Genomic DNA, 26028 nt, shown 5'->3' with positions numbered 1-26028 from the left:
TCAATGCCACGAAAGACTACTCACCTATTCATTACGGCCTATTGAATGGTATAACCTAGCTGTTCTCCATTCTCCTAAACAATTTTTACTCCCGCGATGATTTTTATGGAGAGGACGGACAGGCTTTCCAACTAAAGGAGGACGTCGTCATTACCAAAAGTGAGAAAGCACCAACATTAGAAGCCGTTAGGCGTGATTTGGTGTCTTTATTAGACTTTTCAATCACTAGATGGTTTCTTGAGGATGATGTCATCGATGCGCTAAAGCAGCACGATCAGCAAAAAATCTTGGATTCTATTCAAAGTAGGTTTTATGAAACGGAGCATGCCGAAGTGAAATCACGAATGTTAGAAATCGCGGCTGATGTTCTCGATACATTTGCCGCTGAATGGGTCAGGGAACTTTTGGATCACGAGGACGAAGAATTCCTTTATCCACTTTCGTGGGCAGCAGCCAGCTGTTTGCCAGAAGATGAGGGATTACACCATATATTGAAAAAAATGAAATCGATCAGTGAAAAAGAATTGCCGTTAGAGGCTTTTATTTGCCTGCACCGTTTCCGTTCTCACAAAATATTGGATTGGATGGAGTCAAATTGCACCCATTTTCACGATCAGTGGGGAAGGCTGGCAGCCGTCAGCTGCCCAACCTGGGAGAGAATGAAATCTTGGCTAAACAAAGGAAGACCTTTCAGCTTAATTGCACTAGATACATTGGCAAACTGTGCAGGGAATAGACCGGCCCTAGTGGAACAATATTCACCTAAAATCCTTAAAACGGATAAAAATGAAGTAGAAAAGATTTTACATGATGTTAATCAAAAAGATCCGGTTCCACGAGTGAAAATGAAAGTGTCCAAAATCTTGGAGAACAAACAAGACATATTTGCATAAGCCTTTTTATTGGCTGACTCCCGTTTGAACAATTTTCATGTGGCATTTCACTTGTACATCTGCATCAGGATAAATGTCTTGCCATTTTTCTGGTGTCATTGCCTTGTCTTTTGATCTATACCTAAGGCCCAGTCCAAGCGGGTCTATGTTTTGCTTTTTAAATGACTGTACAAGATCTTCTCCTTGCTGAGTGATACGTTTTTCAACTTCTTTTTCGACTTGGTCCAATATATTCGGTTTATCAATTTTTTTGGACTTCATGAATTCTTTTAATTCGCCTTTTAGTTTGATATCAATCGTGATATGAGGCTTTTTTGTTAGGTTTTTCGTCGGTTTGATCTGGTAAGACACATGTGATTTGATATTTTCAATGACAACATGAGTCTTCGCTCGATTATGCAATTGAAACTCATAGATGCCATTTTTATGATTTTCAATCATCGCTTTAAATGTGAACGTGTCTTCTCCTGGAATATGACCCACCATTTTTTCTTGATCAAATAGAGCAACGCCTGAGACCTTGATGGCATTGCTTGTTCTTTTAATGTAAGGGAGATAAGCATCGACCCCTTTTGCCATCATCTGATTCATAAAAATATGCTGATTTGTGACAGGCTCATTGCCATTTCGCATATTTTGGGCTAACAGATCAGAGAGATATACACCTATATTTAAGTTCGTTTGATTCATTTTTGTGTATAATAATTCTTCGACTTCTCCGCCAACAATCGCAAACACTTGGCGTGAACCAATAATAGGATCACGATAAATGTAATTCATTAAATCGATCATGCCGACTTCTTTTGCTAACTTTTCACTGACTAAAATAACGAGCACCTGGCCCATAACCACCGGAAAAGGCGATTTTTCTGACACGAGAAATTGGATATTACTAATCGTGTTTGACTTTGCACTTAATATTTGATAGCTGCCTTGCTCTTCACTTTTAAAGACGGGAAAGACAAAAAAGCCCTTCATTTCGCCATCTTCCATTAAATCAAATCCTGCCGCCTGGGAGATATTTAATTCATCTAATAGACGGGGCTGTGCACAGCTAGTTAACAAAAGACTAAACAACATGAGACCTATGAGTACATACTGTTTCATGTTCGTTTTTTCACCCACCTTTTTTTCAGCATCAGTCCAATGACCATACAGACAATCAATCCATAGATCAGAATGAATCCGCTAAATTCCACCCATTGATTAAAGGTTTCAAAAGAAGTTGCACTGGCAAAAAACGAAAACATGATCAGAATGAGGATGCTGAGTCCGATGAATGTGACGCGCTGGCTCGTATGAAGCACTTGTTTTGCCATGCGGCTCGCAGCCCATAATGGAATCGCGATATTTGGAATGATCAAAATCAGCCAAAGAGACACTTCAATAAATTCAAAACGCTGGATAAACGGAAGCTTCACAATGCTGGTTAACGTTAGCGTCGGCCATTTTGTTAATTTGAGCTGAGCACTTGAGTAATATGCAATGGAGACGAGAAAAGTGAGCAAGTTTAAGCATGTTGTAAATAATACCCCCATGTGAGCAAATTTTTGAGATGTCTGAGCTTGTTTAATAAAGGGATAATAGACAAGCAGCGTCCCAAAACCAAACATGGATAAGGACGCATCTTTGACTCCCACAAGCAGCTGAGAAAATGTATGATCAAACATTGGGAACATGAAACGAATATGACTATATTTCATGACATAAAAACAAATAAACGTCATCCAATACGTCAGTACAATGCTAAAAAATGCCCATCCAGCAATGGTTCTAAAGCCGCCGGTATGAATGTAATACACAAGCAGCAGCAGTACGGATGCAAACAAAAGACCAGGGATTTCTTTAAACAGCCATACATGGATCACATCCATGTAATGGATAAGAACGGTCAGCGACAAAGAAGCAAAATATAAGATATAAAGAATGTTGAATAATTGCCCAATCCATTTGCCAAATACATATTGTGTGATTTCACCAAATTCATCCGAAGGTGCCTTTTTAAACATCAAGTACATGAGAAAGATCATGACATTGACGCTCATGCCAGAAATCAGAATGGCGATCCATCCATCATTATTGATAGAACGAACAAGGTTTGTTTGAAAGTTTAAAATGCTGACACCGACTTGATTGGCATTGATGAGAAAAAACACAAAATAAGGGGATACTTGAAATTTCTCTTTGACAGAAGAAGAGCTCATTCATTCACTTCCTTATTCATAAAAATCATTTTTCCCCTTGCGGCCTTGCTTAGGCTTAGAGCGATGGATGGTTTCATTTTGCGGACGTAAATTTTCCGGCCTTTTGTTCAAAAAACGGAGCTGAGGACGAATCAAACTGCCCTTTAAATCAGCAAGGCGCATTGGAAAAATAGGCTCTAAATACGGCCGGCCAATTGAAGTTAATTTCATTAAATGGGTGAGCAGAAAGGATCCCATCACTGCAATACCTAATGCGCCCCAAACCTGTGCTGCGAGTAAAAAAGGAAATCTCAGCAACCGAATGGCACTGCCCATTTTGTAAATAGGGGTGACAAATGAGGCAAGAGCAGAAAGGGCAACAATAATGAGTAAAATATTGCTCGTTAAGCCTGCTGCTACAGCAGCCTGTCCAATGACAATCCCTCCAACAATCCCAAGTGTCTGCCCGACTTTAGCCGGGAGCCTTGACCCTGCTTCTCTTAGTAATTCAATCGAAATCTCTAAAAATAGTGCCTCAATGATCGGAGGAAATGGCACAAGATAGCGCGAGGACACAATGGTTTCTAATAAATCCTTTGGGATCAGCTCATAATGAAAGGTTAAAACGGCAACATATAAAGGTGTTGCAAAAATGGAAAATATCACAGCAAATATGCGTAACAGCCTAAAGCAAGAAGCCGCAATCCATGACATATTGTAGTCTTCCATAGTGGAAAAATACTCAAGTAAAATAGTCGGGGCAAGCAAGACATGAGGCGAACCATCCACTAATATGGCAATTTTCCCTTCTGATAAACCTGAAGACACGCGGTCGGGTCTTTCTGTATTCAAAAACAACGGAAAGATCGTATTGGACACATCATAAAGCATTTGAGCAAGGTAATTCGCATCTGAAATCTGATCATAATTAACGTCCTCAATTCGCTGAAGAACCGTTTCGATGTTTTCCGGGTTGGCGATTTCTTCAATATATAACACGGCTACTTTTGTTTGAGACAGCGTACCAACCGTCTTTTCCTCAACTTTCAGGTTAGGCGTCGGCAGCCGCCGCCTGACCAAATTTAAATTGGTATCTAAAACCTCCACAAATGCTTCCTGAGCACTGATAATGCCAAATTCAATCTCAGGCGGACCTACTTGTCTGCCTTTCTTTTCTTCAATCGGCAAAAGAAGCGTTTTGCCCCAGTCTGTCTCAAGTCTAATAGCAATGCTGCCCCGGTGAAGGGCTTCTTCCACTTTTTGAAGATCGCTCGTGATGACAGCCTGCTCAATGGGAATTCGTTCTTTCAGCTCTTCAAGAGTTGGTGTCAGGTGCAGTTGTTTGAGGGAGGGGAGAATTTGTTCATGTAGAAGATGTCCATTAATTAACGAACGAAAAAAGGAAATCCTATACAGGAAATCTCCATTTCGAGACAGCTCATTTGTAAAATCAGCAGAACGTGACAATGCTTCAAATACTGAATTCGGGTCCTTGTGTTGTTTGTTTTTCTTCAGCATTTGAACCAGCTCCTTCGGCGATTTGCCTCTATTATCTAACCAATTGTCTAAAGATATGCATGAAAAAAAGCGTTCAGCTTGATGGGCTGGACGCTTTTTTTCCATATAGAACGGCTTCTAATAATAAATCAGCTAAATGGACCGCGCGCATGCTCGGCGAGTGCCCTGAGCGTTTGATGCCTGCTGCCATTTGCAGCTGACAGCCTGGATTAGACGTAACAATGGCAGCGGCCTTTGTTTGGCTGGCTTCTGTCATTTTATGATCTAAAATTTGCATCGACATCTTTGGCTGCAACATGTTGTAAATGCCAGCTGAGCCGCAGCACCGGCCCGAATCCTTCATTTCTTTAAATGATACACCGTGAATGGCCTTCATCAGCACCCTTGGCGCATGCAGTACACCCATTCCGTTCCGCAAATGACAGGAATCTTGATAGGTGATGACTTGCTCTGGCAAAGCAAGCGGCATGCGGCGGTGAAATTCAAGCTCCACTAAAATGTCTGATATATCTGTGATTTTCTTTGAGAAGACTTCACTTCGCTTTTGAAAATCCGGATCATCGCAAAGCAAATGATCGTAATCACTTAAAAAAGCGCCACAACCGCCCGCATTCATGACAATGGCATCCGCATCTATCTGTTCAAAAGCTTCAATATTCCGCTTTGCTAACTGTTTCGCTTGTTCTTTTTCACCGCTATGGCCATGGAGCGCTCCGCAGCACGTCTGAATAGGAGGGACGATGACGTCACAGCCTGCCAGCTGCAAAAGCTGGATGGTTGCTTCGTTTGTACTGGAAAAAACCGTGTCCATTAAACAACCAGTAAAAAAGGCGACTCGTTTTCTCGCTGGCCCGGCGGCTTTGTATTCCGTCAAACGGCTTTTCTGTTGACGCGGCACCTTTGGAAGCGCCTGTTCCATCAGGCGTAAGTGCGGTGGAAGCACCTTCAGCATGCCAGTTTTACGGGCGGCCGTTTGCAGACCAGATGTTTGATAAAATCGAAGAAGTCCTGCTGCTTGCCTCATTCGGCTTTGTGAAGGAAAGAGACCTTTAAACACGACACGTCTTACAAGTTTGACAGGGATGGATTGTTTTTTGTGCTGCTGAATGATGTCTCTTGCATCCTCAAGTAACCTTCCATATTTGACGCCGGAAGGGCAGACCGGTTCACATGCACGGCAGCCAAGACAAAGATTCAGTGAATGCTCGACATCTTCATCTGGCTCAATGACGCCGTCTCTCACCGCCTTCATTAAAGCAATTCGGCCGCGGGGAGAGTGTGTTTCTTGCTGACCAGATTCAATATAAGTAGGGCAGGAAGGGAGGCAGAAGCCGCAGCGCATGCAATTGAGTAGCTCTTTTTCGTCCATCTGCTGCTGAAATGTTTGCTGAATCTCTGTTTGTTTAGAACTCATGAGACCACCACCCGCTTTCTTGCGGCTTTTCCAAACACTTTATCAGGGTTCATGATATTTTCCGGGTCAAGCGCTTGTTTGATCGCTTTCATTGCCGCAATGCCTTCTTTTTTAACCTTTAGTTCTAAGTAAGGGGCTTTCATAAGACCTACGCCATGTTCACCCGTAATGGTGCCGCCAAGTGAGACTGCTTTTTCAAAAATGGCCTGAAAGGCTTCTTCCACCCGTTTCATTTCTTCTTCATTTCTTGCATCTGCTGCACAAGTAGGATGCAAATTGCCATCACCTGCATGACCAAATGTACAGATTTTCACTTTGTACTCCTTCGCAATGTCTTCGATCGCCCGCACCATGCTGGCAATTTCAGACCGGGGAACTGTGGCATCTTCTAAAATGGTCGTCGGGCTTAAGCGGGCGAGGGCAGATAAAGCGGATCGTCTCGCTGTTAAAAGTGCATTTGCTTCTTCTTCAGAATGAGCGATATTCACTTCTTTTGCACCGTACTGCTGGCAAATTTTTGCGATGCTCTGCATATCACGGGCAACCGCCTCAGGATGGCCGTCTTGTTCGATTAACAGCACCGCTTGAACGTCAGTCGGCAAACCGATTTTTGCAAAGTCTTCAACGACTTCCAGAGTCGGCTGATCCATAAATTCTAATGTAGCGGGGATGATACGCTCGGCAATAATCGCCGACACTGAAGCGGCGGCTTCCTCTAAACTTTCATATAAGCAAAGCATCGTTTGTTTTGTTTCTGGAAGCGGCAAAAGCTTCAGCGTGGCTTCAGTGACAATCCCGAGCGTTCCTTCTGAACCTACGAACAAACGGGTCATATCATACCCGGCCACGTCCTTTGCAAGCTTGCCGCCTGTTTTGATGATGTCACCGTTTGGCAGAACGACTTCAAGTCCAAGGACATAATCTCTCGTCACTCCATACTTTAACCCCCGGAGACCACCTGAATTTTCATTAATATTTCCGCCTAATGTAGAGATTTTCATAGAGCTTGGATCAGGTGGATAGAAGAGGCCTTTCGCCTCTACTTGGTGAATGAGTTCCTGTGTGATCAAACCAGGCTGCACCGTTGCTGTCAGGTTTTCTTCATCTATTTCTATTAATTGGTTCATTCTTGTAAACAGCATCACAAGTCCGCCTTGAGTGGGACATGTGCCTGCACAAAGGTTCGTTCCTGATCCTCTTGGCACGATCGGAATGTTATATGAGGAGCAGAGCCGGACAATTTGCTGGACTTCCTCAGCCGCGCGCGGGCTTACGATGACATCTGGCATATACTGGAAATTTGGTGTTGCATCATAAGAGTAGGCAAGCCGATCGGCTTTACTGTCCTGCATGTAAGACGCACCGACAATCTTTTTTAATTGATTTAAAAATTCAGAATGTAACATACGCATTCAACTCCTATTGATGAGACGTATCGTTTCTTTCAGTATAAAAAAAGAATCGCCTTATGCCTATGGACGATTCTACAAAATATCGGGCTGTTCGCTTCGTTTTTTTGGATCATGATCTAATAGCATGAAGGCTAAATAAAAGAGCATTGCATCTTGCATACGCTTTGGATCAAGTGTCGTTAAATCTTGGATGCGTTTTAGCCTGTAATGCAGTGTATTGATATGGATATGCATCGCTTCTGCTGTATATTTCAATGAGCAATCTGATGTCATAAGCACCCGCAATGTTTTCACTAATTCAGGATAGGGGAGAAGAGGGGCGATTGTTCGATCAAGAAACACTTCTTTTGTTTCCTGACTCACTTCCTCCATAAAAAGTTCAAGCGTTAAATCTTCATCAAATACAATCGGTGTATCAGCATGTGCCATTTTTAATGCTCGAAAGGCTTGTTGAAAGGATTGCTTCATCAAATGAGCAGCTGCTGGTTTTCCCGCTCCAATCAAAACCCCCTGTGTGCCCCGCGCCGTAAGGGAGGCATGGATGTGAAACAGGCGCTGCTGCAAGGCTTTACGATCATCTGCTGTTGTCTGCAGCATGAGCAAAAAACGGGCATGCCCCCAGCGGACGATGATCTCCTGACTAGTGAGATGCAGCGTTTCCTTCCATTCTTTGTATTGATTCTGCTTCATAAACGATTCATCCTGACAATCGATCAGGACAACCGCACGCTCCTTGGTGATATCAAGCTGAAGCCGCGACGCTTTTTCAGTGAGATCAATCGCTGTCTCTGGCAGATGAAGCCAGTCGAATACAAACGCTTCGAGCTGACGTTCATCCGTTTCAGTTTCTTGAAAAAATTCATGTTCATGAATAAGCAGCTCTGTCATTTTTCTTAATATTTCGCCAAAAGGAGACACATGTATAGGATCTCCTGTCATTCCAATGACCCCGATGACCTCTTGCTTAAAATAAATAGGCAGATTGATGCCAGCTTTGACGCCCTTCATGTGCTGCTGGTCATCCTTTGTGAGAATTCGTTTCTGTCCTTCAAAAGATGTCAGATACGCTCCTTCATGAAATTGTCCAACGCGCGCTGGATCAGTTGCTGCAATGATGGTGCCGTTTGTTTGTGCAATGATGATTTCCTCAGTCAGCACCTTTTTAACCTCGTCTACGATTTTTTCTGCCAGTGTCATTGTGAGCAAAACGTACCCCTCCGAGATGTTTCTTTTGACACTATCATACCATCATATGCTAGGACATATCTTTCTTTTCATGAGTTATGCTAAAATAATGAATGCACATGAAGAAGAAAGGAGACATAGCCATGTCGTTACTAAATCGCTTACAAGAACTATTAAAAGAAGGACAGGCGCTGACAGACTTCGAATATGATGAAGCGGCGCGCCATAATTGGAGATTAGAAGGGTCGAGAATTAAAGAAGAAGCCCGCTTTGGCGATGTATATATAGAACGTGTAGACAAGGAATCAGAGGACATGATTCAAACAGAAAACGCCTCATTTCTAAACACACCGCTTACATATGTGAAAAAACATCAAAAAGAATTCATTTATATCGAATCAAAGTGGTTTGATGTCGTGAAAGTGGATGGCTTGGCCATTGAATGGGATGAAGTGTTTCAAACGTATACCGTGCTATTCGGTTTAAAACGTCCTAAAAAAGACACGGGTATTCTAAAGGACATGCTATCGCCATTAAATGGTGCTCAGCTTCAATTTAATGGAGAAGATGGCTTATTTGATGTGAATTTGCAACTTCTTGAGCTTGAGGACATCCACGAAGATACGGCTTTCATTGACGTCATCTCGGCCGTGTACCGATTTTTATTCCGAATGAACATGCACCTTGAAATCAATGAATCAAAAAACGGCTCAAATTCCTGAGCCGTTTTTTTGTCCATCTATTCATTTGATGAAGGTGTGACAAACCGTACATCATGCTCTTTTCCATATTGAAGATAATCTTCATTTGGCTCCTGATTGGTCACGACGATATCAATCTCGTGCAAATCACAAAACGTGGTCAAGGCGTAATGATCGAATTTGCTATCATCCACTAATAAAAAGGTTTTGGCACTTTTTTGAACAAGCGTCTTTTTAATATCGGTTTCAAGCGGAGACGAATTCGTGACGCCGTGATCAATGGATAAACCAGTTGACGCGATAAAGGCTTTATTGACATTGTAAGCTTTTAAGCGCTCAACACTTTGATAGCCAACGAAAGAATTCGTTTTTCTTTCAAGCATCCCGCCAGTGGAAAAGATGGTGAGATTTTCATAAGGCATCGCCTGTGTAATGAAATCGACATTATTGGTCACAATGGTCACCTGCTTCTCCGTCAAATAGGGGAGCATCTCAAGCGTTGTCGTACCAGAATCAATAAAAATCATATCCCCGTTTTCCACAAAAGCGGCAGCCGTCTGACCGATCAATTGCTTTTTACTGAGCTGACGGATCTTTCGCTCCTGATACACCACTAACGTTGAGTGGTTCACAGCCACTCCGCCATACACTTTTTTGAGCACGCCAGACTCGACCAATGCCTGTACATCTCGGCGTATCGTGTTTTTTGAGACACCAAAATGCGCCACAAGCTCATCAAGTGAGGCAGATTCCCGGTCAAACACATACTCTTTGATTTGCTGAATCCGTTTTGTTTTTATCATACTTCATATCTCCAATCAATCCGAATGTCCTTTCTCCATTATACCAATAAATTCTCTTACTGGGATTAGGTCAATTGTTTCTCTTTTCTCCTTTGATATAAAAGCGTATGATAGAAAAAAGAACGAAACCAGAAAGGACTTTCACTTCTATGAATCAATCAAACAACCCATTTTCAAAGCTTGCGAATTTTAGAGAAGTAGGGGGACTTCAAACAACAGATGGGATGGTGATCAAACAGGGAATGATTTATCGATCCGCAGACTTATCCCGTTTGTCGAAACAAGACATCGAAATATTCTCAGCACTCGGAATTCAAACCGTTTGTGACCTCCGTACAGCCTCAGAACGTAAATCACATCCGCCAAAGATCAAGGAACACGACAAAATCGTCCATATTCCGATGCAGCCGGACAGTAAGATGCCAAGTAAATGGACCATGTTTCGTATGCTGGTAACAGAAGGGAAGTCTCTCTCATTTACACCGATCATGAAAGAGTTATATCAAAGCATGCTGACAGAGCGTAAAGAAGAGATTCGGCAGCTGTTCACACTGCTTTCAGATCAAAGCCATTACCCGCTGATGCTTCACTGCACGAGTGGCAAGGACCGTACAGGTTTTTTATCTGCCCTGATTCAGTTAACAGCAGGTGTACCGCTGGCTGTCGTTTTAAGTGAATACATGCGTTCCAATGAAGGCGTGCAAATGCTCATCAGAAGGCAGGAACGATTTGTCCGATTGATGAGTTTATACCGGGTGTCAAAAGAACAAATTCAGCCGCTTGTCGGTGTGCAGCAAGATTATCTTGAAGATGTGCTGCACGAAATGCTGGAGACATACGGTAGTGCAGAGCGGTATTTAATTGAAGCCTGCAAAGTCCCTGAATCCCAGCTCAAGGAAATGAAAAATATTCTGCTTACACCATCTGCTGGCATTCCATCACAAAAAGCGGAATAAACTTAAGATGAGGTGATGCAAAACATGCTGAAAAAGATCAGTATGACAGTTTTAACACTGATGTTGATGTTTGTATTTTTATTGATTCCTTCTAGCAGTCTAGCAGCTCGTGCAGTGCCAAAAGGGAAGCTTGAGAGCACAAGAGAGATGCGCGCGGTATGGATTGCATCGGTTTATAACTTAGATTGGCCCTCAAAGAAGGGGCTGCCTGCAGCAGAGCAGAAACAAGAGTTCATTCGTTTGTTAGACGAAATCAAAGCGATGAATATGAATGCCGTCATTATGCAAATTAAACCAACAGCAGATGCCTTTTATCCTTCAGCATACGGGCCGTGGTCAGAATATTTGACTGGAACACAAGGGAAAGATCCGGGGTATGATCCGCTTGAATTTATGATAGAAGAAGCTCATAAACGCGGCCTCGAATTTCACGCTTGGTTTAACCCTTATCGAATCACAATGAATCATACTGATCTCAGCCGTTTGTCTGCCGATCATCCTGCAAGAGAGCATCCTGATTGGACAATTGCCTATGGTAATCAGCTTTATTACAATCCTGGTATTCCTGAAACTCAGGACTTCATTGTAGGCGGCATAGAAGAAGTTGTGAAAAACTACGATATTGATGCGGTGCATATGGATGATTATTTTTATCCATATAAAATAGCCGGTGTCTCGTTTCCAGATCAAGAAACGTATGAAACATATGGAAAAAAAGCATTTACTCATATAGAAGATTGGCGAAGAGATAATGTGAACCAACTCGTGAAGCAAATCAATGACACCATTAAGAAAGAAAAACCGTATGTGAAATTTGGTATTAGTCCATTCGGTGTATGGCGCAACATAAAAGATGACCCGACTGGTTCAAACACCACAGCAGGTATGACCAACTACGATGATTTGTATGCTGATACAAGAGAGTGGATTCAGCAGCACGATATTGATTATGTTACTCCGCAAATTTACTGGAGCATCGGCTTTCAAGCTGCCGATTATAATGTGCTGACGAAATGGTGGTCAAATGAGGTGAAAGGGGAGCCGGTTCACCTGTACATTGGTCAGGCGGCATATAAAATTAATCAAAACAGTGATCCTGCTTGGTCTGACCCGGAAGAATATTTCAGGCAGATTGAGCTGAACAGGCAGTCACAGCTCGTGCAGGGAAGCATGCATTTCAGCCTGAAGGATATCAATCGCAACCCTTTGAATGTAAAGGATCGATTGATAGAAGAGTCATACCGCAAACCAGCTCTCATTCCAGAAATGCCTTGGCTTCATCAGAAAGCCCCTAAAAAACCAATCATTCAATCTGTGAAAAAGACATCGGATGGTGCGGCTTTACAAATCAAAAATGATCCGCATTCTACCGTATCCTATTATGCGGTCTATCAATTAACAAATAAAGGAACATATGAATTGCTGCAAACGGTTAGAAAAGAAAAAGACGCCATAACAACGATTAAAGACCTCCCAGTCAATCAAAAGAAAATGGATACTTACAAGATTACGGCTCTTAATCGTCTTCATCACGAAAGCAAGCCTTCTACAAGAATAGTGAAATAACGAAAAAGCATGAATGAGATTTTCTTCGTTCATGCTTTTTTTCTATTATTCTTGTTTTAATTTTCTGAATTCAATCAAGCTTGGCATGAAGCAGCTGCTTGATTAATAAATATGATAGAAAAGAGCTAAAGGGGGAAGCAAGATGGATTTTGAATTAACGAAAGAACAACAAATGATCCGCCAGATGGTCAAAGATTTCGCCAAAGCAGAAATTGCACCACTCGCTCAAACGATTGATAAACAGGCCGTATTCCCAGCCAAAACGTTTCAAAAAATGGGGGAACTCGGCTTTATGGGCATCCCCTTTCCAGAGAAATACGGCGGCTCAGGAGGAGATACGATATCATATGCACTCGCTGTAGAAGAAATCGGAAAACAGTGCGGTAGTACAGGTCTTAGTTATGCCGCAGCCGTCTCCTTAGGCGCAAGCCCGCTTTATTACTTCGGTACAGAGGAACAAAAGATGGACCACCTTGTCCCGCTGGCTTCTGGAACAGCACTTGGTTCCTTCGGATTAACAGAACCAAATGCAGGGTCAGATGCAAAAGGGACGAAAACAAAAGCAGTCAAAGACGGACAAGAGTATGTCATTAGCGGGGAGAAGTGCTGGATCACAAACGCCAATTTTGCCAGAACCATTATCGTCACTGCTGTCTCGGATCATGATGAAAACGGCCGCCCAATCATCTCCGCCTTCATTGTGGAGAAAGGGCAAAAAGGGCTGACCATTACAAATCCATATGACAAAATGGGCGTGCGCGGTTCAGATACAGCAGAAATCATTTTAGACGGTGTACGTGTACCCGCCCAGAATATTTTAGGAGACCCAGCGAAAGGCTTTAAACAATTTTTATATACATTAGACGGGGGACGCATTTCAATTGCAGCGTTATCAGTTGGTATCGCACAAGCTGCACTAGATGCTTCGCTCTCGCATGCAAAAGAAAGAAAGCAATTTGGGCAGACCCTTTCTTCCTTCCAAGCGATTCAGTTTAAGCTGGCAGATATGGCGATGCAAATAGAGCTCGCCAGACAAATGGTTTGGAAAGCCGCTTGGCTGAAAGATCACGGCAAGCCGTTTACAAAAGAAGCTGCCTATGCCAAACTTTTCGCTTCTGAAATGGCGACAAAAGCAAGTCTTGATGCTGTTCAAATTCACGGGGGAACAGGCTACATGAAAGAATGTGGTGTAGAACGGCTTGTGAGAGATGCGAAGCTAATGGAAATTGGAGAAGGGACCTCTGAAATTCAGCGTCTAGTCATCGCAAGACAACTGTTAGCGTAATCCGATAATGAAAACGCTTACCATCAATAGAGGAGGAAAGCCATGATGTCGATTCATCCACAAACGATCGGCTCTCTATTAAAAGAGAAAATGGAGCAGCATCCAGCACATGAAGCCATTGTGTATCCAGAACATTCTTTACGTTATTCATATGAAGCGTTTTATCGAGAAGTCAAGGAAACCGGGAAAGGTCTTATGGCATTAGGTGTTCAAAAAGGGGATCATATCGCCATCATGGCGCCCAATGTACCTGAATGGCTCATGTTGCAATTCGCCTGCGCGTCAATTGGAGCCGTTCTTGTCACCGTAAATACGAATTTTCAAGCACAAGAACTCGCCTATTTACTCAAGCATTCTGATAGCAGCATGCTGTTTATCGTAGACGGGTTTAAAGAGACATCCTATGTCAAAATGCTTGAAGAACTCATACCGGAGCTTCAAAACGCTCATCAAGGAGAGATCACATCCTCATCTTTTCCTTATTTAAAAAGTGTCGTCTATATAGGTGAGCACACGCCAAAGGGCATGCGCAGCTGGAACAGTATTCAAGCAGCTGCCAAAAGAACAGAGGATCATGAGTGGGAGAAGCGAATGGATGAGCTTGCACCTGATGATGTCATTAATATGCAATATACTTCAGGCACAACCGGCTACCCAAAAGGAGTCATGCTCAGCCATACAAACATTGTCTGCAATGCCAGCCAAATCGCAGATTGTATGAAGCTTACCCAAAAGGATCGAATGTGTATCCCTGTTCCTTTCTTTCATTGCTTTGGATCCGTTCTTGGCGTGCTTGCTTGTCTCACAAAAGGAGGAACGATCATTCCAGTTGAATCCTTCCATCCAGAGAGAGTTCTTCAAACCGTGGAAAAAGAGAAGTGCACCGTCCTTCACGGCGTCCCGACAATGTTCATTGCAGAGCTCGACCATCCGAATTTTCACCAATACGATCTGTCCACATTACGAACGGGCATTATGGCAGGATCTCTTTGCCCATCTCATGTGATGAAGGCCGTCATTGAACAAATGGGACTGAAGGAGCTCACGATTGCGTACGGACAGACTGAAAGCTCTCCTGTCATTACCCAAACAAGAACGGATGATTCATTTGAAAGACGGGTTCAAACGGTCGGCCGGGCGCTTCCTCACATCGAAGTGAAAATCACCGTTCCAGGCACACCGGAGGAAGTACCAAGAGGAGAACAAGGCGAGCTGTGTACAAGAGGCTATCATGTGATGAAAGGCTACTATAAAAATGAAGAAGCCACAAATGAAGTGATTGATCAGGACGGCTGGCTTCATACGGGTGATTTAGCAGAGATGGATGAGGACGGCTATGTGAAAATCACAGGACGGCTGAAAGATATGATCATTAGAGGCGGGGAGAATGTTTACCCAAAAGAGATTGAGGACGTTCTTTATACTCATCCGGACATTCTTGATGCACAGGTCGTTGGTATACCTGACGAGACGTATGGAGAAGAAGCCGCCGCATTCATTCGGCTCAAGCAAGGCAGGGCAGTGACAATTGAGACACTCACCAGCTATTGTCAGTCGCAAATGGCACGCTACAAAATTCCTAAATATTTTTTCATCACTGACGAGTATCCAATGACCGCATCAGGGAAGATTCAAAAATTTCGTCTGAAAAAGCAGGCGCTTGATCTAATAAAGGAGTGAAGGCAGCGATGTTTCAAAAAGTACTGATTGCAAATCGAGGCGAAATTGCCAGGCGCATTATTCGAACGTGTAAAAGGCTCGGGATCCACACCGTCGCCGTTTATTCAGAAGCAGATCAGCATGCACTTCATGTGCAAGAAGCAGACAGCGCCTATCCGATTGGAGGCGCGAAAGTATCTGAAAGCTATTTAAATATGGAAGCCATCATTCGTGTAGCCAATCAGACAAATACAGATGCCATCCACCCAGGATATGGCCTCTTATCAGAAAATGCAGCCTTTGCAGAACGCTGCCGCAGCGAAGGAATCGCCTTTATTGGTCCATCCGCACAAGTCATTCAGCGAATGGGGAATAAAATTGAAGCAAGAAGAACGATGGCTCAAGCAGGTATCCCCATTGTACCAGGCGTTTCAGCTCCGCTGCATGATGCAGAAGAAGGGATCAGTCAAGCGCAGTCACTCGGTTATCCAATCATGCTCAAGGCATCAAGCGGGGGCGGAGGAATTGGCATGCAGCTCGTGCAAAATGACGAGGAGCTGTACAGGGCTTTTGAAGGGAATCAAAAAAGAGCGCAAAGCTTTTTCAACGATGGGACGCTGTATATGGAAAAGGTCATTGAAAACGCTCGGCACATTGAAATTCAGGTCCTTTTTGATTCCTTCGGCCATGGGGTTCACTTATTTGAGCGCGACTGTTCACTCCAGCGAAGACATCAAAAAATCATTGAAGAAGCACCAGCCGCCTGTCTTGATGAATCAGTAAGACATCAGATGGGGGAGATGGCCGTCAAAGCAGCCAAAGCGATTGGGTATGAAAATGCAGGAACGATTGAATGTTTAGTTGATCAGCATCAACACTTTTATTTCCTAGAAATGAACACAAGATTACAAGTAGAGCACCCTGTCACAGAAGAAATTACAGGCATTGACCTTGTCGAGGAGCAGCTGAAAATCGCTGCATGTGAGCCGCTTTCCTTTAATCAGGAGGATATTCATCAAATCGGTCATGCCATCGAGGTTAGAATTTATGCGGAAGATCCCGTCACCTTTTATCCATCACCAGGAACGATCACTCGGCTCTCCACACCTGAAGCTCCGTATATCCGTCATGAGTCAAGTGTGACAAATGGAAGCATCATTACCCCTTTTTACGATCCAATGATTGCGAAAATGATCGTTTACGGTGATACGCGAAAAATTGCAATAGAACGATTAAAAGAGGCATTACAAGCATATGAAATAGAAGGGATCAAAACCAACTTACCGCTTTTAAGGGAAATGGCCGGATCTTCTGCTTTCTTACAAGGCAGCATCACAACCGATTTTCTCATGAAAAAAAGGGAGGAAAACCGTTCATGAAAACTGTCACAATTCAAATGGCCGGAAACTTGTGGAAGCTTCTTGTGAAACAAGGCGATGAAGTGCAAAAAGGACAGGAGGTTGCCATCTTAGAATCAATGAAAATGGAAATTCCGATCGTTGCTGAAGAGGCCGGGATCATCAGCAAAGTGCATAAGGCAGAGGGGGAGTTTGTCGATGAAGGAGAGGTTCTTTTAGAACTAACAGAATAGGAGGGAGCCAGATGGCATTACCAAAGAGTGTGCTTATCAGGGAGGTCGGCCCGCGGGACGGACTGCAAAATGAATCAGTCTGGCTGGACACAAGCGAGAAGCGAACGTGGATAGATCTGCTCGCAGCAGCCCAGCTCCCTTATATTGAAGTCACATCATTTGTTCATCCTAAATGGGTTCCAGCCTTAAAAGATGCTAAAGAACTCACCCAATCCTTAAACAAAAAAGACGACATCACCTATGCAGCACTCATTCCCAATGAAAAAGGCTTAGCTCATTTTTTTGAAGCGAATCTTGACACAGGGGCTATGTTTATCTCTTCGAGTGAAACACATAACAAGAAAAATATGAATCAATCCATCCATGAAACACTTCCTGTTATCAAACAAATGACAGCTGATTTAAAAGCAGCAGGAAAAAACACGCGCGCGTATATTTCCACCGTGTTTGGCTGCCCGTATGAAAAACAAGTGCCAATGGATCAAGTCCTGCGGTTAACGGATATTTTGCTATCTTATGGCATTGATGAAATATCTCTTGGTGACACCATCGGTGAAGCCCATCCGCTACAAGTAGAAAGGCGCTTAGACATTTTACTTGAACGTTTTCCTGCTGATAAAATCGCTCTTCATTTTCATGATACGAAGGGGATGGCTCTTGCCAATATTTATACGGCATTAAAAGCAGGGATCACCATATTTGACTCCTCCAGCGGGGGGCTTGGCGGATGTCCCTATGCACCTGGTTCCAGTGGAAATGTGGCGACAGAAGATGTGGTGCATATGCTTCAAAAACTAGGAATTGAGACAAATATTCACCTTCCTGCATTAATTCAAGCGGCGGAATGGATTGAAGCAAAAGTAGATCGAACCCTGCCTAGTCACTGTTTACGTGCTTTTCACTCTCAGACTACTTCATAAAGGATGAATAACATGACATCATTGGTCCATTTTTCGATACAAGATGAACAGATCGGCATCATGACCTTAAACAGGCCAGAACAAGCGAATTCCCTATCCGCTCCAATGCTGGAGGAGATCAATCAACTCATTCAAGAAATCAAACACGATGAAAGCATCCGCTGTCTGCTCATTACAGGAGCTGGTTCTAAAGTCTTTTGTGCTGGAGCAGATTTAAAAGAACGACGATTGATGACAGAAGCAGAAGCGAAAGGCGCTGTTCTTTCGATTCAGCAAACCTTTATCGAGATTGAATCTATTTCTGTACCTGTCATTGCAGTGATGAACGGACACGCACTAGGCGGAGGACTTGAGCTCGCGCTCGCTTGTGATCTCCGCATTGCACGAGCCGGAGCAAGACTCGGCCTGCCAGAAACAGGACTGGCTATCATACCAGGAGCCGGAGGGACGCAGCGGCTTCCGCGCCTCATTGGACTCGGTAAAGCAAAAGAACTTATTTTCACAGGCGCATCATTACAAGCAGAAGAAGCCATTCAAATCGGGCTCATTGAGCATATCTCTTTAGCAGATTCCCTCATGAACGATGCCATCTCTCTTGCAAAACAAATCATCAAAAATGGCCCGCTTGCCTTAAAAGAAGCGAAACAAGCGATTCAATCAAGCCTTGATCACGCTTTGCATACAGGTTTGACAAAGGAATACGAAGCCTATCTACGGCTCATTGAGACAGAAGATCGAACGGAAGGTCTTCGAGCCTTCCAAGAAAAACGAACACCTCGATACAGAGGCAGGTAGCAAGAAAGGGGAATGGGTATGATTGAAGAATATGAACTGAAAAAACATCAGATTCTGAAAGGCGGAGCCGAGCGATACCATCAAAAAAACAAAGAAAAAGGAAAATTGTTCGTCCGTGACCGCCTCCAGTTGTTATTAGATGAGGATTCTTTCATTGAGGATGCCATGTTTGCCGAGTGTCACAATGAACATTTACCAGCAGATGGTGTTATCACAGGGACGGGGCGGATGAATGGGCAGACTGTTTGCGTCATGGCAAATGATTCTACCGTCAAGGCAGGATCATGGGGCGTCAAAACGGTAGAAAAAATCATTAGAATCCAGGAAACAGCCGAAAAGCTCAACTGCCCAATGCTGTATTTAGTCGACTCTGCGGGTGCTAGAATCACCGATCAAATCGCCATGTTTCCAGGCAGAAGGGGCGCAGGCCGCATTTTTTATAACCAGGTGAAGCTGTCTGGACGTATTCCGCAAATTTGTTTACTATTTGGTCCTTCTGCAGCCGGAGGTGCCTACATTCCTGCTTTTTGTGACATCGTCGTCATGGTCGAAGGGAATGCCTCAATGTACTTAGGCTCACCGCGAATGGCCGAAATGGTGATTGGAGAAAAAGTATCACTTGAAGAAATGGGCGGAGCAAAAATGCATTGCAGTATTTCTGGATGCGGCGATATTTTAGCAAAAACAGAGGAAGAAGCCATTCAAATTGCTCGCACTTATTTAACTTACATGCCTGCCAACTATACAGAAAAACCAAAACGGGCAGCCGCAATCGCACCTAAACCATCAGAAATCACCATCCAAGACCTCATCCCTAAAGGGCAGAATACCCCTTTTGATATGTATCAGCTCATTGATTTACTCATTGATGAAGGATCATTTTTTGAAATCAAAAAACTGTTTGCCGCAGAATTGATCACAGGCTTTGGCCGCATGAATGGTCAGCCTGTCGGTCTTATCGCCAACCAGCCGAGGGTAAAAGGCGGCGTTTTATTCCATGATTCAGCCGACAAAGCCGCCAAGTTTATTCAGCTATGTGACGCCTTTCATATTCCACTCCTTTTCCTTGCCGATATACCGGGGTTTATGATCGGAACAAAAGTGGAACAAGCAGGCATTATCAGACACGGGGCGAAAATGATTTCCGCCATGTCGGAGGCAACCGTTCCGAAAATATCCGTCATTGTTCGTAAAGCATACGGTGCAGGTTTATATGCAATGGCAGGTCCAGCCTTTGAACCAGACTGCTGTCTCGCACTTCCATCAGCACAAATTGCTGTCATGGGACCAGAAGCCGCTGTAAATGCGGTCTATGCGAATAAAATTGCCGAACTGCCTGCTGAGGAAAGAACGGCATTTATTCAAGAGAAACGCAAGGAATACCAGGAAGATATGAATATATATGAGCTTGCCTCTGAAATGATAGTCGATGGTGTCATCCCATTTGACCATTTGCGAGATGAGCTTTGTCATAGATTACAAGCCTATACCTCTAAAGAGATGACATTTACAAGACGAAAACACCCGGTTTATCCGGTCTAAAGGGGGCGGCCTCATGATGAATCAAAAACCAGCGTGGATACCCGAAGAGCAGATGATGAAACAAACACGCCTTTACAAATGGATGCATTCACTTGGTTTTTCTACTTATGATGCGTTCTATCAAGCTAGTATCGAGCGGACCGATTGGTTTTGGAGAGAAGCCGAGAAGGCGGTCGGCATCGTGTGGAAGGAGCCGTATGAAGCCGCATTAGGCCAAGATTCATTCATGTGGCCCAATTGGTATAAAGGCGGCCGGCTCAACGTGGTCGAAACGGCTGTTGACAAGTGGGCAGAGAATGAAGAAACCCAGCATCAACCAGCTGTGATGTGGAGAAATGAAGCGGGAGAAGAGAGAAGATGGACGTTCCTCGAACTTCAAGAAAAGGTCAATCGTCTCGCTGCTGGTTTTTTGAAGAAGGGAATACAAAAAGGGGATGTGGCGGTCATTTATATGCCGATGCTTCCGGAAACAGCTGCCGTCATGCTTGCCTTTGCAAAGATTGGTGTCATCTTTAGCCCGGTTTTTTCTGGCTATGGAAGCGAGCCTCTTGCCGTACGTATTCGTGCATCAGGTGCAACCATTGTCGTCACAGGCTCTAGCGTGACGCGCAGAGGAAAGACGATCAACATGCGTGAATGTGCGGCAGAAGCAATCGACAAAACCAAGACTGTCAAAACAGTCATTGTACACGCTTCCTCTCATACTGGATATAAAGAGGATATTCAGTTAAACGATTTGTTAAAAGAAGAACCACTGAGTAAAACGACTTATCTTTCAAATGAAGATCCCCTTATGATCTTATACACGTCTGGAACAACCGGTACACCAAAAGGGGCTGTTCATACACACGCAGGCTTTCCTGTAAAAGCGGCTTTTGATGCCGGTCTTTGTATGGACGTTGCAAAAGGAGACCGTTTGTTTTGGCTCACAGACATGGGATGGATGATGGGGCCATTTCTCGTCTTTGGCGGCTTGATCAATGGAGCTGCAATTGTTTTATATGACGGCGCCCCCGATTATCCAGATGAACAGCACCTTTGGTCATTCATCCACGAGCAAAAAGTCACCCATTTTGGACTTTCACCTACTTTTGTTCGATCTGCGATGCGGCAAAACCTTTCAGACATTGAGCTGCCGCATGTGAAAGCCATCATATCTACAGGTGAACCGTGGAATGAAGCACCATGGCAATGGCTTTTTGACACCATTGGTCAAAAGCACATTCCAATCTTAAATTACTCAGGGGGAACAGAGGTTTCTGGCGGTATTGTAGGAAGTACGCTGCTTCGTCCAATCAAACCGATCCTTTTTAATGCGGCAATCTTAGGAATGGCGGCAGATGTGTATAATGAGGCAGGAGAGAGCGTGCTGAATGAGGTAGGAGAACTTGTTGTGAAAAAGCCGTGGGTTGGCATGACATGTGGGTTTTGGAAAGATCCGGAGCGATATGAAGACACCTATTTTAAACGATTTGATGGGGTGTGGACGCACGGTGATTGGGTGATGCAATCAGAGGATGGCGCATTCCATATCACGGGCAGATCGGATGATGTCATTAATACAGCAGGTAAACGCATTGGTCCAGCTGAAATTGAATCCATTCTTACCTGGCATCCAGCCGTACATGAGGCTGCTGTGATTGGAGTAAAGGATGAGGTGAAGGGAGAAGCACTAGTTTGTTTCATCGTGGCCAGTTCACAGTCTTTCGAAGAAGCAGCACTCATTCAAGAGCTCAAAATACATGTTGGTTCATATGCGGGAAAAGCGCTCACACCAAAGGAAATTCATCTCATTTCAGCTTTACCGAAAACAAGAAACGGAAAAATCGTCCGTCGTTTATTAAAAGGAGCTTATGAACAGCAGCCTTCACCAGATCTTTCGTCTCTAGATAACCCTGATGTGTATAACAGCATTTGCGAATACTTGAAAAGGAAACAAAGTCCATAAAAAAAGACAGGAGAGCGTCCTGTCTTTTTTATTGCACATGAAAATTCGTGCCATCTGTTGTTTCTTTTACAATACCTGCCCGAATCACAAAATCACCGAAATGTTCATTTTCTTCTCGTTCTTTTGCGTAGCGGGGAAGAATAGAGCCAAGTTCTTTTAAAATGTCGTCTTCACCCACATTTTCACGGTATAATTTACTTAATCTGCTGCCATCAAATGCGGCACCAAGATACATATTATACTTACCAGGTGATTTTCCAATAAATCCAATCTCTCCAAGCGCATGACGAGCACAGCCATTTGGACATCCAGTCATTCGAATGGTGATTTCTTTATCACTTAATCCGTTTTCTTCAACGATGTCTTCGATTTTATCAATCAATCGTGGAAGGTAGCGCTCTGCTTCAGCCATCGCTAAACCGCAAGTTGGCAAAGATACACAAGCCATTGAGCTGCGGCGCAGGGCAGAATGCTGCTGGCCGTCTGATAAACCAAACTTCTGAATGAGCTGCTCGATTTGTTTCTTTTTGTGAGATGTGACGTTTCCAATGATCAAATTTTGATTCGCTGTTAAGCGGAAGTCACCTGTATGAATCTTTGCGATTTCACGAATGCCTGTCATCAGCGGGTAGTCATCGTAATCCGTGATGCGTCCGCCTTCTACAAACATCGTATAATGCCATCTGCCATTGATGCCTTTTACCCAGCCATAGCGGTCACCGTTATGATCAAAGTGATAATCCTTTGCCTCTAAAAGAGTAAACCCAAGACGGCGCTCAAGCTCTTCTTTTACATTCTCAAGACCAAGGCGGTCCACTGTATATTTAAAGCGGGCATTTTTTCGCACGGAACGGTTTCCGTAGTCACGTTGAATGGTGATGACTTGTTTGGCAATTTCTACGACTTGTTCAGGTGTACAAAAGCCGATGACCTTTGCAAGCTGTGGATAGGTCGCTGTATCACCATGAGTCATGCCCATTCCGCCGCCAATTGCGACATTAAAACCGACCAGTTGATCGTTTTCTATAATGGCAATGAAACCTAGATCCTGCGAAAAGACATCAATGTCATTAGCAGGAGGGACGGCCACGCCAATTTTAAATTTTCTTGGTAAATAAAGCGGACCATACATCGGTTCAACCTCAGTGTCAGGTGTTGCTGCAACCTTTTCCTCATCAAGCCAAATTTCGTGATAAGCTCTTGTTTGCGGGAGCAGGTCATCACTTAATTTTTTCGCCAGCTCGTATACATCATGGTGCACTTCTGATTGATAGGGGTTTGATGTACACATGACATTCCGGTTCACGTCGCCGCAAGCAGCAATTGTATCAAGCATAGTAGAATGAATGTCTTGAATGGTTTTTTTCATATTCCATTTTAAAATACCGTGAAGCTGGAAGGTTTCACGAGTTGTCAGCTTTAACGTACCGTTTCCGTATTTGTGAGCAAGTTCATCCATCACAAGCCACTGTTTGGATGTAGCGATTCCGCCAGGAAGGCGGACGCGCAGCATAAATTGATAGGCAGGCTCAAGCTTTTGTTTTTGTCGTTCATTTCTCAGGTCACGATCATCCTGTAAATAACTGCCGTGATGCTTCATCAGGCGGTTGTCATCATCAGGAATACCCGCTGAAATCGGATCAAGCATCACTTCTTTTAATGTACCCCGTAAATAATCACTTTTTTCTTTGATTTCCTCTACGTCGCTCGGAGGTCCATCCGGCGCTGTTAATGCTGTCTTCACCATGTAAGTAAAAGCTCCTTTCTTTCAACCATTCAATCAATATACGTCACGCTGATAGCGTTTTTGCTGCTGCAAGTTGGCTAGATAGCTTTCAGCTTTCTCTTTGCTCATCGCACCTTCTTCTTGGATGATTGATAGAAGGGTATCATGAACATCATGCGCCATATGTTTTTCATCTCCGCAGACATATACATAGGCACCTTGCTCCAGCCATTCGAATAATTCTTTACTTTGTTTCTTCATTTGATGCTGGACATATACTTTTTCCTCTGAATCTCTTGAAAAAGCCACATCCATTTTCGTTAACACACCATCTTTTAACCACTTTTGCCATTCGGTTTGATATAAGAAATCCGTCACAAAGTGCTGATCACCGAAGAACAACCATGACTTTCCATCTGCACCGACTTCCTCACGCTCCTGCATAAAGGAACGGAAAGGGGCGATGCCTGTGCCTGGTCCTACCATAATGATCGGTGCATCAGGGTTTTCAGGAAGCTTAAAGTTTTGATTGTGCTGAATATAAACAGGCAACTTATCACCTGGCTCTAAGCGCTCCGCACATAAGATTGAGCAGACACCTTGACGTTCTCTTCCGTGAGCATCATATCTCACAGCACCGATCGTCAAATGAACTTCTTCTTCATTGGCTTTCAGGCTGCTTGCAATGGAATAAAGGCGTGCCGGAATTTTTCTTAAAATGGCAGTGAAGTCTGCCGCTGTTCCTTCAAAAGGACCGAAGTCACGAGCAGCATCTACTAAATCTCTTCCTGCTATATACGCTTTCAGCTTTTCTTCGTTTCCTTCTTCTAAAAGGACCTGCAAGGCTTCGCTTTTTGTAAAGGACGCTATCTTTTGAAGAAGAGGTTTTGTTAAGACGGTAATCTCAAAATGAGAGGTGAGTGCTTCCTTTAAAGGAAGCGTGTCGCCGTTTTTATGAACAGTTACGGCTTCCTCTGCATTCCATCCGCAGGCTGTAATCAATTCATCAACAAGCGCTGGATCATTTGTTGGATAAATACCAAGGCTGTCACCCGGCTCATAAACAAGTCCTGATCCTTCAAGAGAAAGCTCCAAATGACGGGTTTCTTTGTTAGAACCGCGGCCATTTAGGTTGATATTTTCAAGCACTTCAGCATAAAAAGGATTTGTTCTTGAGTATTCAGATGCAGCCGTTTGAGTGTTTGCTTCCGCTGATTCTTGCGGGGTTGCTGCGGCTCCGCCTTTACTAAGTGAAGATGCCACCCCTTGAAGCCATTCAGAAAACGGCTCATCATAATCAAGGTCACAGTCCACTCGATCGAACAGACGCGTTCCGCCAAGCTCTTTTAAGCGCTCATCAAATTCTTTACCTGTTTGACAGAAGAATTCGTAAGAGCTGTCACCAAGTGATAGGACAGAAAAGCTTAAATGATCAAGCTTTGGTGCACGTCTGCCGTGAACATATTCATGGAAAGAAAGGGCATTATCAGGCGGATCTCCCTCGCCATGTGTGCTGACGATAATCAGTAAATTGTTTATTTTTTTCAGACTATTTGGTTTAAAATCTGACATAGAAGAGAGCGTCACTTGAAAACCTTTCTCTTCAAGATGCTGCGCTGTCTTTTTTGCTAACCCTTCAGAATTGCCTGTTTGTGAGCCATAAAGTACGGTCACATCTTTGCTGACAGGCTGCGCTGGTGCTGCAGCAGAAGGAGAAGGGGCTAGGGCAGTATTTTCTGATCCGGCTAAAGCTGCCTGTGCTGATAAATAACCGGTAAGCCAAATTTTTTGCTGATCTGTTAAAGTCGGAAGCAGCTGATTAAGCAGTTCTGCCTGCTCCTGACTAAACGGACTGTTCAATACATGAAGTTGCAACGATATCCACCTCACAAGGAATATAAACATAGATTAATTCGATAGGAATTATATAT

At 43.7% G+C, this 26028-nt stretch carries 21 protein-coding genes; 12 read left to right on the top strand and 9 right to left on the bottom strand.

The window, feature by feature from the left end; translation table 11 throughout:
• Window positions 1-200: 200 nt before the first annotated feature.
• A complete protein-coding gene (locus AWT60_RS11115; protein WP_256928476.1) occupies window positions 201-893 on the top strand; it encodes a hypothetical protein in 693 nt (230 codons plus the stop codon).
• A gap of 6 nt (window positions 894-899) precedes the next feature.
• Here the strand turns inward: AWT60_RS11115 and AWT60_RS11110 are convergent, their stop codons facing one another.
• From AWT60_RS11110 to AWT60_RS11085, 6 genes are all read right to left on the bottom strand, one after another.
• The gene (locus AWT60_RS11110) at window positions 900-2000 is read right to left on the bottom strand and encodes a Ger(x)C family spore germination protein (protein ID WP_218677267.1); all 1101 of its coding nucleotides are present in this window, start codon (window positions 1998-2000) and stop codon (window positions 900-902) included.
• Window positions 1997-3097 carry a GerAB/ArcD/ProY family transporter gene (locus tag AWT60_RS11105; protein ID WP_087975306.1) on the bottom strand — a complete coding sequence of 367 codons (1101 nt, stop codon included), beginning with the start codon at window positions 3095-3097 and terminating at the stop codon, window positions 1997-1999. Before AWT60_RS11105 ends, AWT60_RS11110 begins: the two co-directional genes overlap by 4 nt.
• Window positions 3098-3109: 12 nt before the next feature.
• Entirely contained in the window at window positions 3110-4594 is a 1485-nt protein-coding gene (locus AWT60_RS11100; RefSeq protein WP_218677266.1) for a spore germination protein, read from the bottom strand.
• 73 nt (window positions 4595-4667) lie between these two features.
• The gene (locus AWT60_RS11095; protein WP_087975307.1) at window positions 4668-6008 is read right to left on the bottom strand and encodes a (Fe-S)-binding protein; all 1341 of its coding nucleotides are present in this window, start codon (window positions 6006-6008) and stop codon (window positions 4668-4670) included.
• On the bottom strand, window positions 6005-7414 hold the full coding sequence (gene glcD, locus AWT60_RS11090) for a glycolate oxidase subunit GlcD (protein WP_218677265.1): 1410 nt from the start codon (window positions 7412-7414) through the stop codon (window positions 6005-6007). Before glcD ends, AWT60_RS11095 begins: the two co-directional genes overlap by 4 nt.
• 78 nt (window positions 7415-7492) lie before the next feature.
• Complete coding sequence (locus tag AWT60_RS11085; protein ID WP_087975309.1) at window positions 7493-8626, bottom strand: CdaR family transcriptional regulator; 1134 nt, start codon at window positions 8624-8626, stop codon at window positions 7493-7495.
• Window positions 8627-8748: 122 nt separating this feature from the next.
• Here AWT60_RS11085 and AWT60_RS11080 point away from each other — a divergent pair, with 122 nt between their 5' ends.
• Window positions 8749-9327 (top strand): branched-chain amino acid aminotransferase, encoded by a 579-nt coding sequence (locus tag AWT60_RS11080; RefSeq protein WP_218677264.1) that lies wholly within the window; start codon window positions 8749-8751, stop codon window positions 9325-9327.
• A gap of 17 nt (window positions 9328-9344) precedes the next feature.
• Here the strand turns inward: AWT60_RS11080 and AWT60_RS11075 are convergent, their stop codons facing one another.
• Window positions 9345-10109 carry a DeoR/GlpR family DNA-binding transcription regulator gene (locus AWT60_RS11075; RefSeq protein WP_070325915.1) on the bottom strand — a complete coding sequence of 255 codons (765 nt, stop codon included), beginning with the start codon at window positions 10107-10109 and terminating at the stop codon, window positions 9345-9347.
• Window positions 10110-10258: 149 nt separating this feature from the next.
• Between AWT60_RS11075 and AWT60_RS11070 the strand changes: the two genes are divergently transcribed.
• The 10 genes from AWT60_RS11070 (at window position 10259) to AWT60_RS11025 (ending at window position 22371) form a co-directional block, all read left to right on the top strand.
• On the top strand, window positions 10259-11065 hold the full coding sequence (locus tag AWT60_RS11070) for a tyrosine-protein phosphatase (protein ID WP_163115590.1): 807 nt from the start codon (window positions 10259-10261) through the stop codon (window positions 11063-11065).
• 24 nt (window positions 11066-11089) lie between these two features.
• Window positions 11090-12631: a glycoside hydrolase family 10-like protein gene (locus AWT60_RS11065; protein WP_218677263.1), complete on the top strand. Its 1542-nt coding sequence runs from the start codon at window positions 11090-11092 to the stop codon at window positions 12629-12631.
• 142 nt (window positions 12632-12773) lie between these two features.
• Window positions 12774-13916 (top strand): acyl-CoA dehydrogenase family protein, encoded by a 1143-nt coding sequence (locus tag AWT60_RS11060; RefSeq protein WP_075623280.1) that lies wholly within the window; start codon window positions 12774-12776, stop codon window positions 13914-13916.
• A gap of 42 nt (window positions 13917-13958) precedes the next feature.
• The gene (locus AWT60_RS11055; RefSeq protein WP_218677262.1) at window positions 13959-15596 is read left to right on the top strand and encodes an AMP-binding protein; all 1638 of its coding nucleotides are present in this window, start codon (window positions 13959-13961) and stop codon (window positions 15594-15596) included.
• Window positions 15597-15604: 8 nt separating this feature from the next.
• Complete coding sequence (locus AWT60_RS11050; RefSeq protein ID WP_218677261.1) at window positions 15605-16954, top strand: acetyl-CoA carboxylase biotin carboxylase subunit; 1350 nt, start codon at window positions 15605-15607, stop codon at window positions 16952-16954.
• Window positions 16951-17166, top strand: coding sequence for an acetyl-CoA carboxylase biotin carboxyl carrier protein subunit (locus AWT60_RS11045; RefSeq protein WP_041109356.1), 216 nt, complete (start codon window positions 16951-16953; stop codon window positions 17164-17166). Before AWT60_RS11050 ends, AWT60_RS11045 begins: the two co-directional genes overlap by 4 nt.
• 11 nt (window positions 17167-17177) lie before the next feature.
• Window positions 17178-18086, top strand: a complete 909-nt coding sequence (locus AWT60_RS11040) for a hydroxymethylglutaryl-CoA lyase (protein WP_218677260.1) — start codon at window positions 17178-17180, stop codon at window positions 18084-18086.
• 12 nt (window positions 18087-18098) lie between these two features.
• Complete coding sequence (locus AWT60_RS11035) at window positions 18099-18881, top strand: enoyl-CoA hydratase-related protein (protein WP_218677259.1); 783 nt, start codon at window positions 18099-18101, stop codon at window positions 18879-18881.
• An 18-nt stretch (window positions 18882-18899) separates the two neighbouring features.
• Window positions 18900-20423 (top strand): acyl-CoA carboxylase subunit beta, encoded by a 1524-nt coding sequence (locus tag AWT60_RS11030; protein WP_218677258.1) that lies wholly within the window; start codon window positions 18900-18902, stop codon window positions 20421-20423.
• A 13-nt stretch (window positions 20424-20436) separates the two neighbouring features.
• Complete coding sequence (locus tag AWT60_RS11025; protein ID WP_218677257.1) at window positions 20437-22371, top strand: AMP-binding protein; 1935 nt, start codon at window positions 20437-20439, stop codon at window positions 22369-22371.
• Between the two features lie 28 nt (window positions 22372-22399).
• Here AWT60_RS11025 and cysI read toward each other — a convergent pair whose 3' ends face one another.
• Both cysI and AWT60_RS11015 read right to left on the bottom strand, forming a co-directional pair.
• Complete coding sequence (gene cysI / locus AWT60_RS11020; protein WP_218677256.1) at window positions 22400-24118, bottom strand: assimilatory sulfite reductase (NADPH) hemoprotein subunit; 1719 nt, start codon at window positions 24116-24118, stop codon at window positions 22400-22402.
• A gap of 33 nt (window positions 24119-24151) precedes the next feature.
• On the bottom strand, window positions 24152-25972 hold the full coding sequence (locus AWT60_RS11015) for an assimilatory sulfite reductase (NADPH) flavoprotein subunit (RefSeq protein ID WP_218677255.1): 1821 nt from the start codon (window positions 25970-25972) through the stop codon (window positions 24152-24154).
• Window positions 25973-26028: the final 56 nt, after the last annotated feature.

It is taken from the genome of Bacillus sp. F2HM (genome assembly GCF_019266135.1).
GTDB classification, from domain to species: domain Bacteria; phylum Bacillota; class Bacilli; order Bacillales; family Bacillaceae; genus Bacillus; species Bacillus safensis.
Note: the sequence above shows the minus strand (reverse complement) of the source record. Positions and strands in the feature narration are given on the sequence as shown.

Coding starts and splice junctions, on each gene's coding strand:
- AWT60_RS11110 (WP_218677267.1), bottom strand. CDS start 2,000: ATGAAACAGTATGTACTCATAGGTCTCATGTTGTTTAGTCTTTTGTTA.
- AWT60_RS11105 (WP_087975306.1), bottom strand. CDS start 3,097: ATGAGCTCTTCTTCTGTCAAAGAGAAATTTCAAGTATCCCCTTATTTT.
- AWT60_RS11100 (WP_218677266.1), bottom strand. CDS start 4,594: ATGCTGAAGAAAAACAAACAACACAAGGACCCGAATTCAGTATTTGAA.
- AWT60_RS11095 (WP_087975307.1), bottom strand. CDS start 6,008: ATGAGTTCTAAACAAACAGAGATTCAGCAAACATTTCAGCAGCAGATG.
- glcD (WP_218677265.1), bottom strand. CDS start 7,414: ATGTTACATTCTGAATTTTTAAATCAATTAAAAAAGATTGTCGGTGCG.
- AWT60_RS11080 (WP_218677264.1), top strand. CDS start 8,749: ATGTCGTTACTAAATCGCTTACAAGAACTATTAAAAGAAGGACAGGCG.
- AWT60_RS11075 (WP_070325915.1), bottom strand. CDS start 10,109: ATGATAAAAACAAAACGGATTCAGCAAATCAAAGAGTATGTGTTTGAC.
- AWT60_RS11070 (WP_163115590.1), top strand. CDS start 10,259: ATGAATCAATCAAACAACCCATTTTCAAAGCTTGCGAATTTTAGAGAA.
- AWT60_RS11065 (WP_218677263.1), top strand. CDS start 11,090: ATGCTGAAAAAGATCAGTATGACAGTTTTAACACTGATGTTGATGTTT.
- AWT60_RS11060 (WP_075623280.1), top strand. CDS start 12,774: ATGGATTTTGAATTAACGAAAGAACAACAAATGATCCGCCAGATGGTC.
- AWT60_RS11055 (WP_218677262.1), top strand. CDS start 13,959: ATGATGTCGATTCATCCACAAACGATCGGCTCTCTATTAAAAGAGAAA.
- AWT60_RS11050 (WP_218677261.1), top strand. CDS start 15,605: ATGTTTCAAAAAGTACTGATTGCAAATCGAGGCGAAATTGCCAGGCGC.
- AWT60_RS11045 (WP_041109356.1), top strand. CDS start 16,951: ATGAAAACTGTCACAATTCAAATGGCCGGAAACTTGTGGAAGCTTCTT.
- AWT60_RS11040 (WP_218677260.1), top strand. CDS start 17,178: ATGGCATTACCAAAGAGTGTGCTTATCAGGGAGGTCGGCCCGCGGGAC.
- AWT60_RS11035 (WP_218677259.1), top strand. CDS start 18,099: ATGACATCATTGGTCCATTTTTCGATACAAGATGAACAGATCGGCATC.
- AWT60_RS11030 (WP_218677258.1), top strand. CDS start 18,900: ATGATTGAAGAATATGAACTGAAAAAACATCAGATTCTGAAAGGCGGA.
- AWT60_RS11025 (WP_218677257.1), top strand. CDS start 20,437: ATGATGAATCAAAAACCAGCGTGGATACCCGAAGAGCAGATGATGAAA.
- cysI (WP_218677256.1), bottom strand. CDS start 24,118: ATGGTGAAGACAGCATTAACAGCGCCGGATGGACCTCCGAGCGACGTA.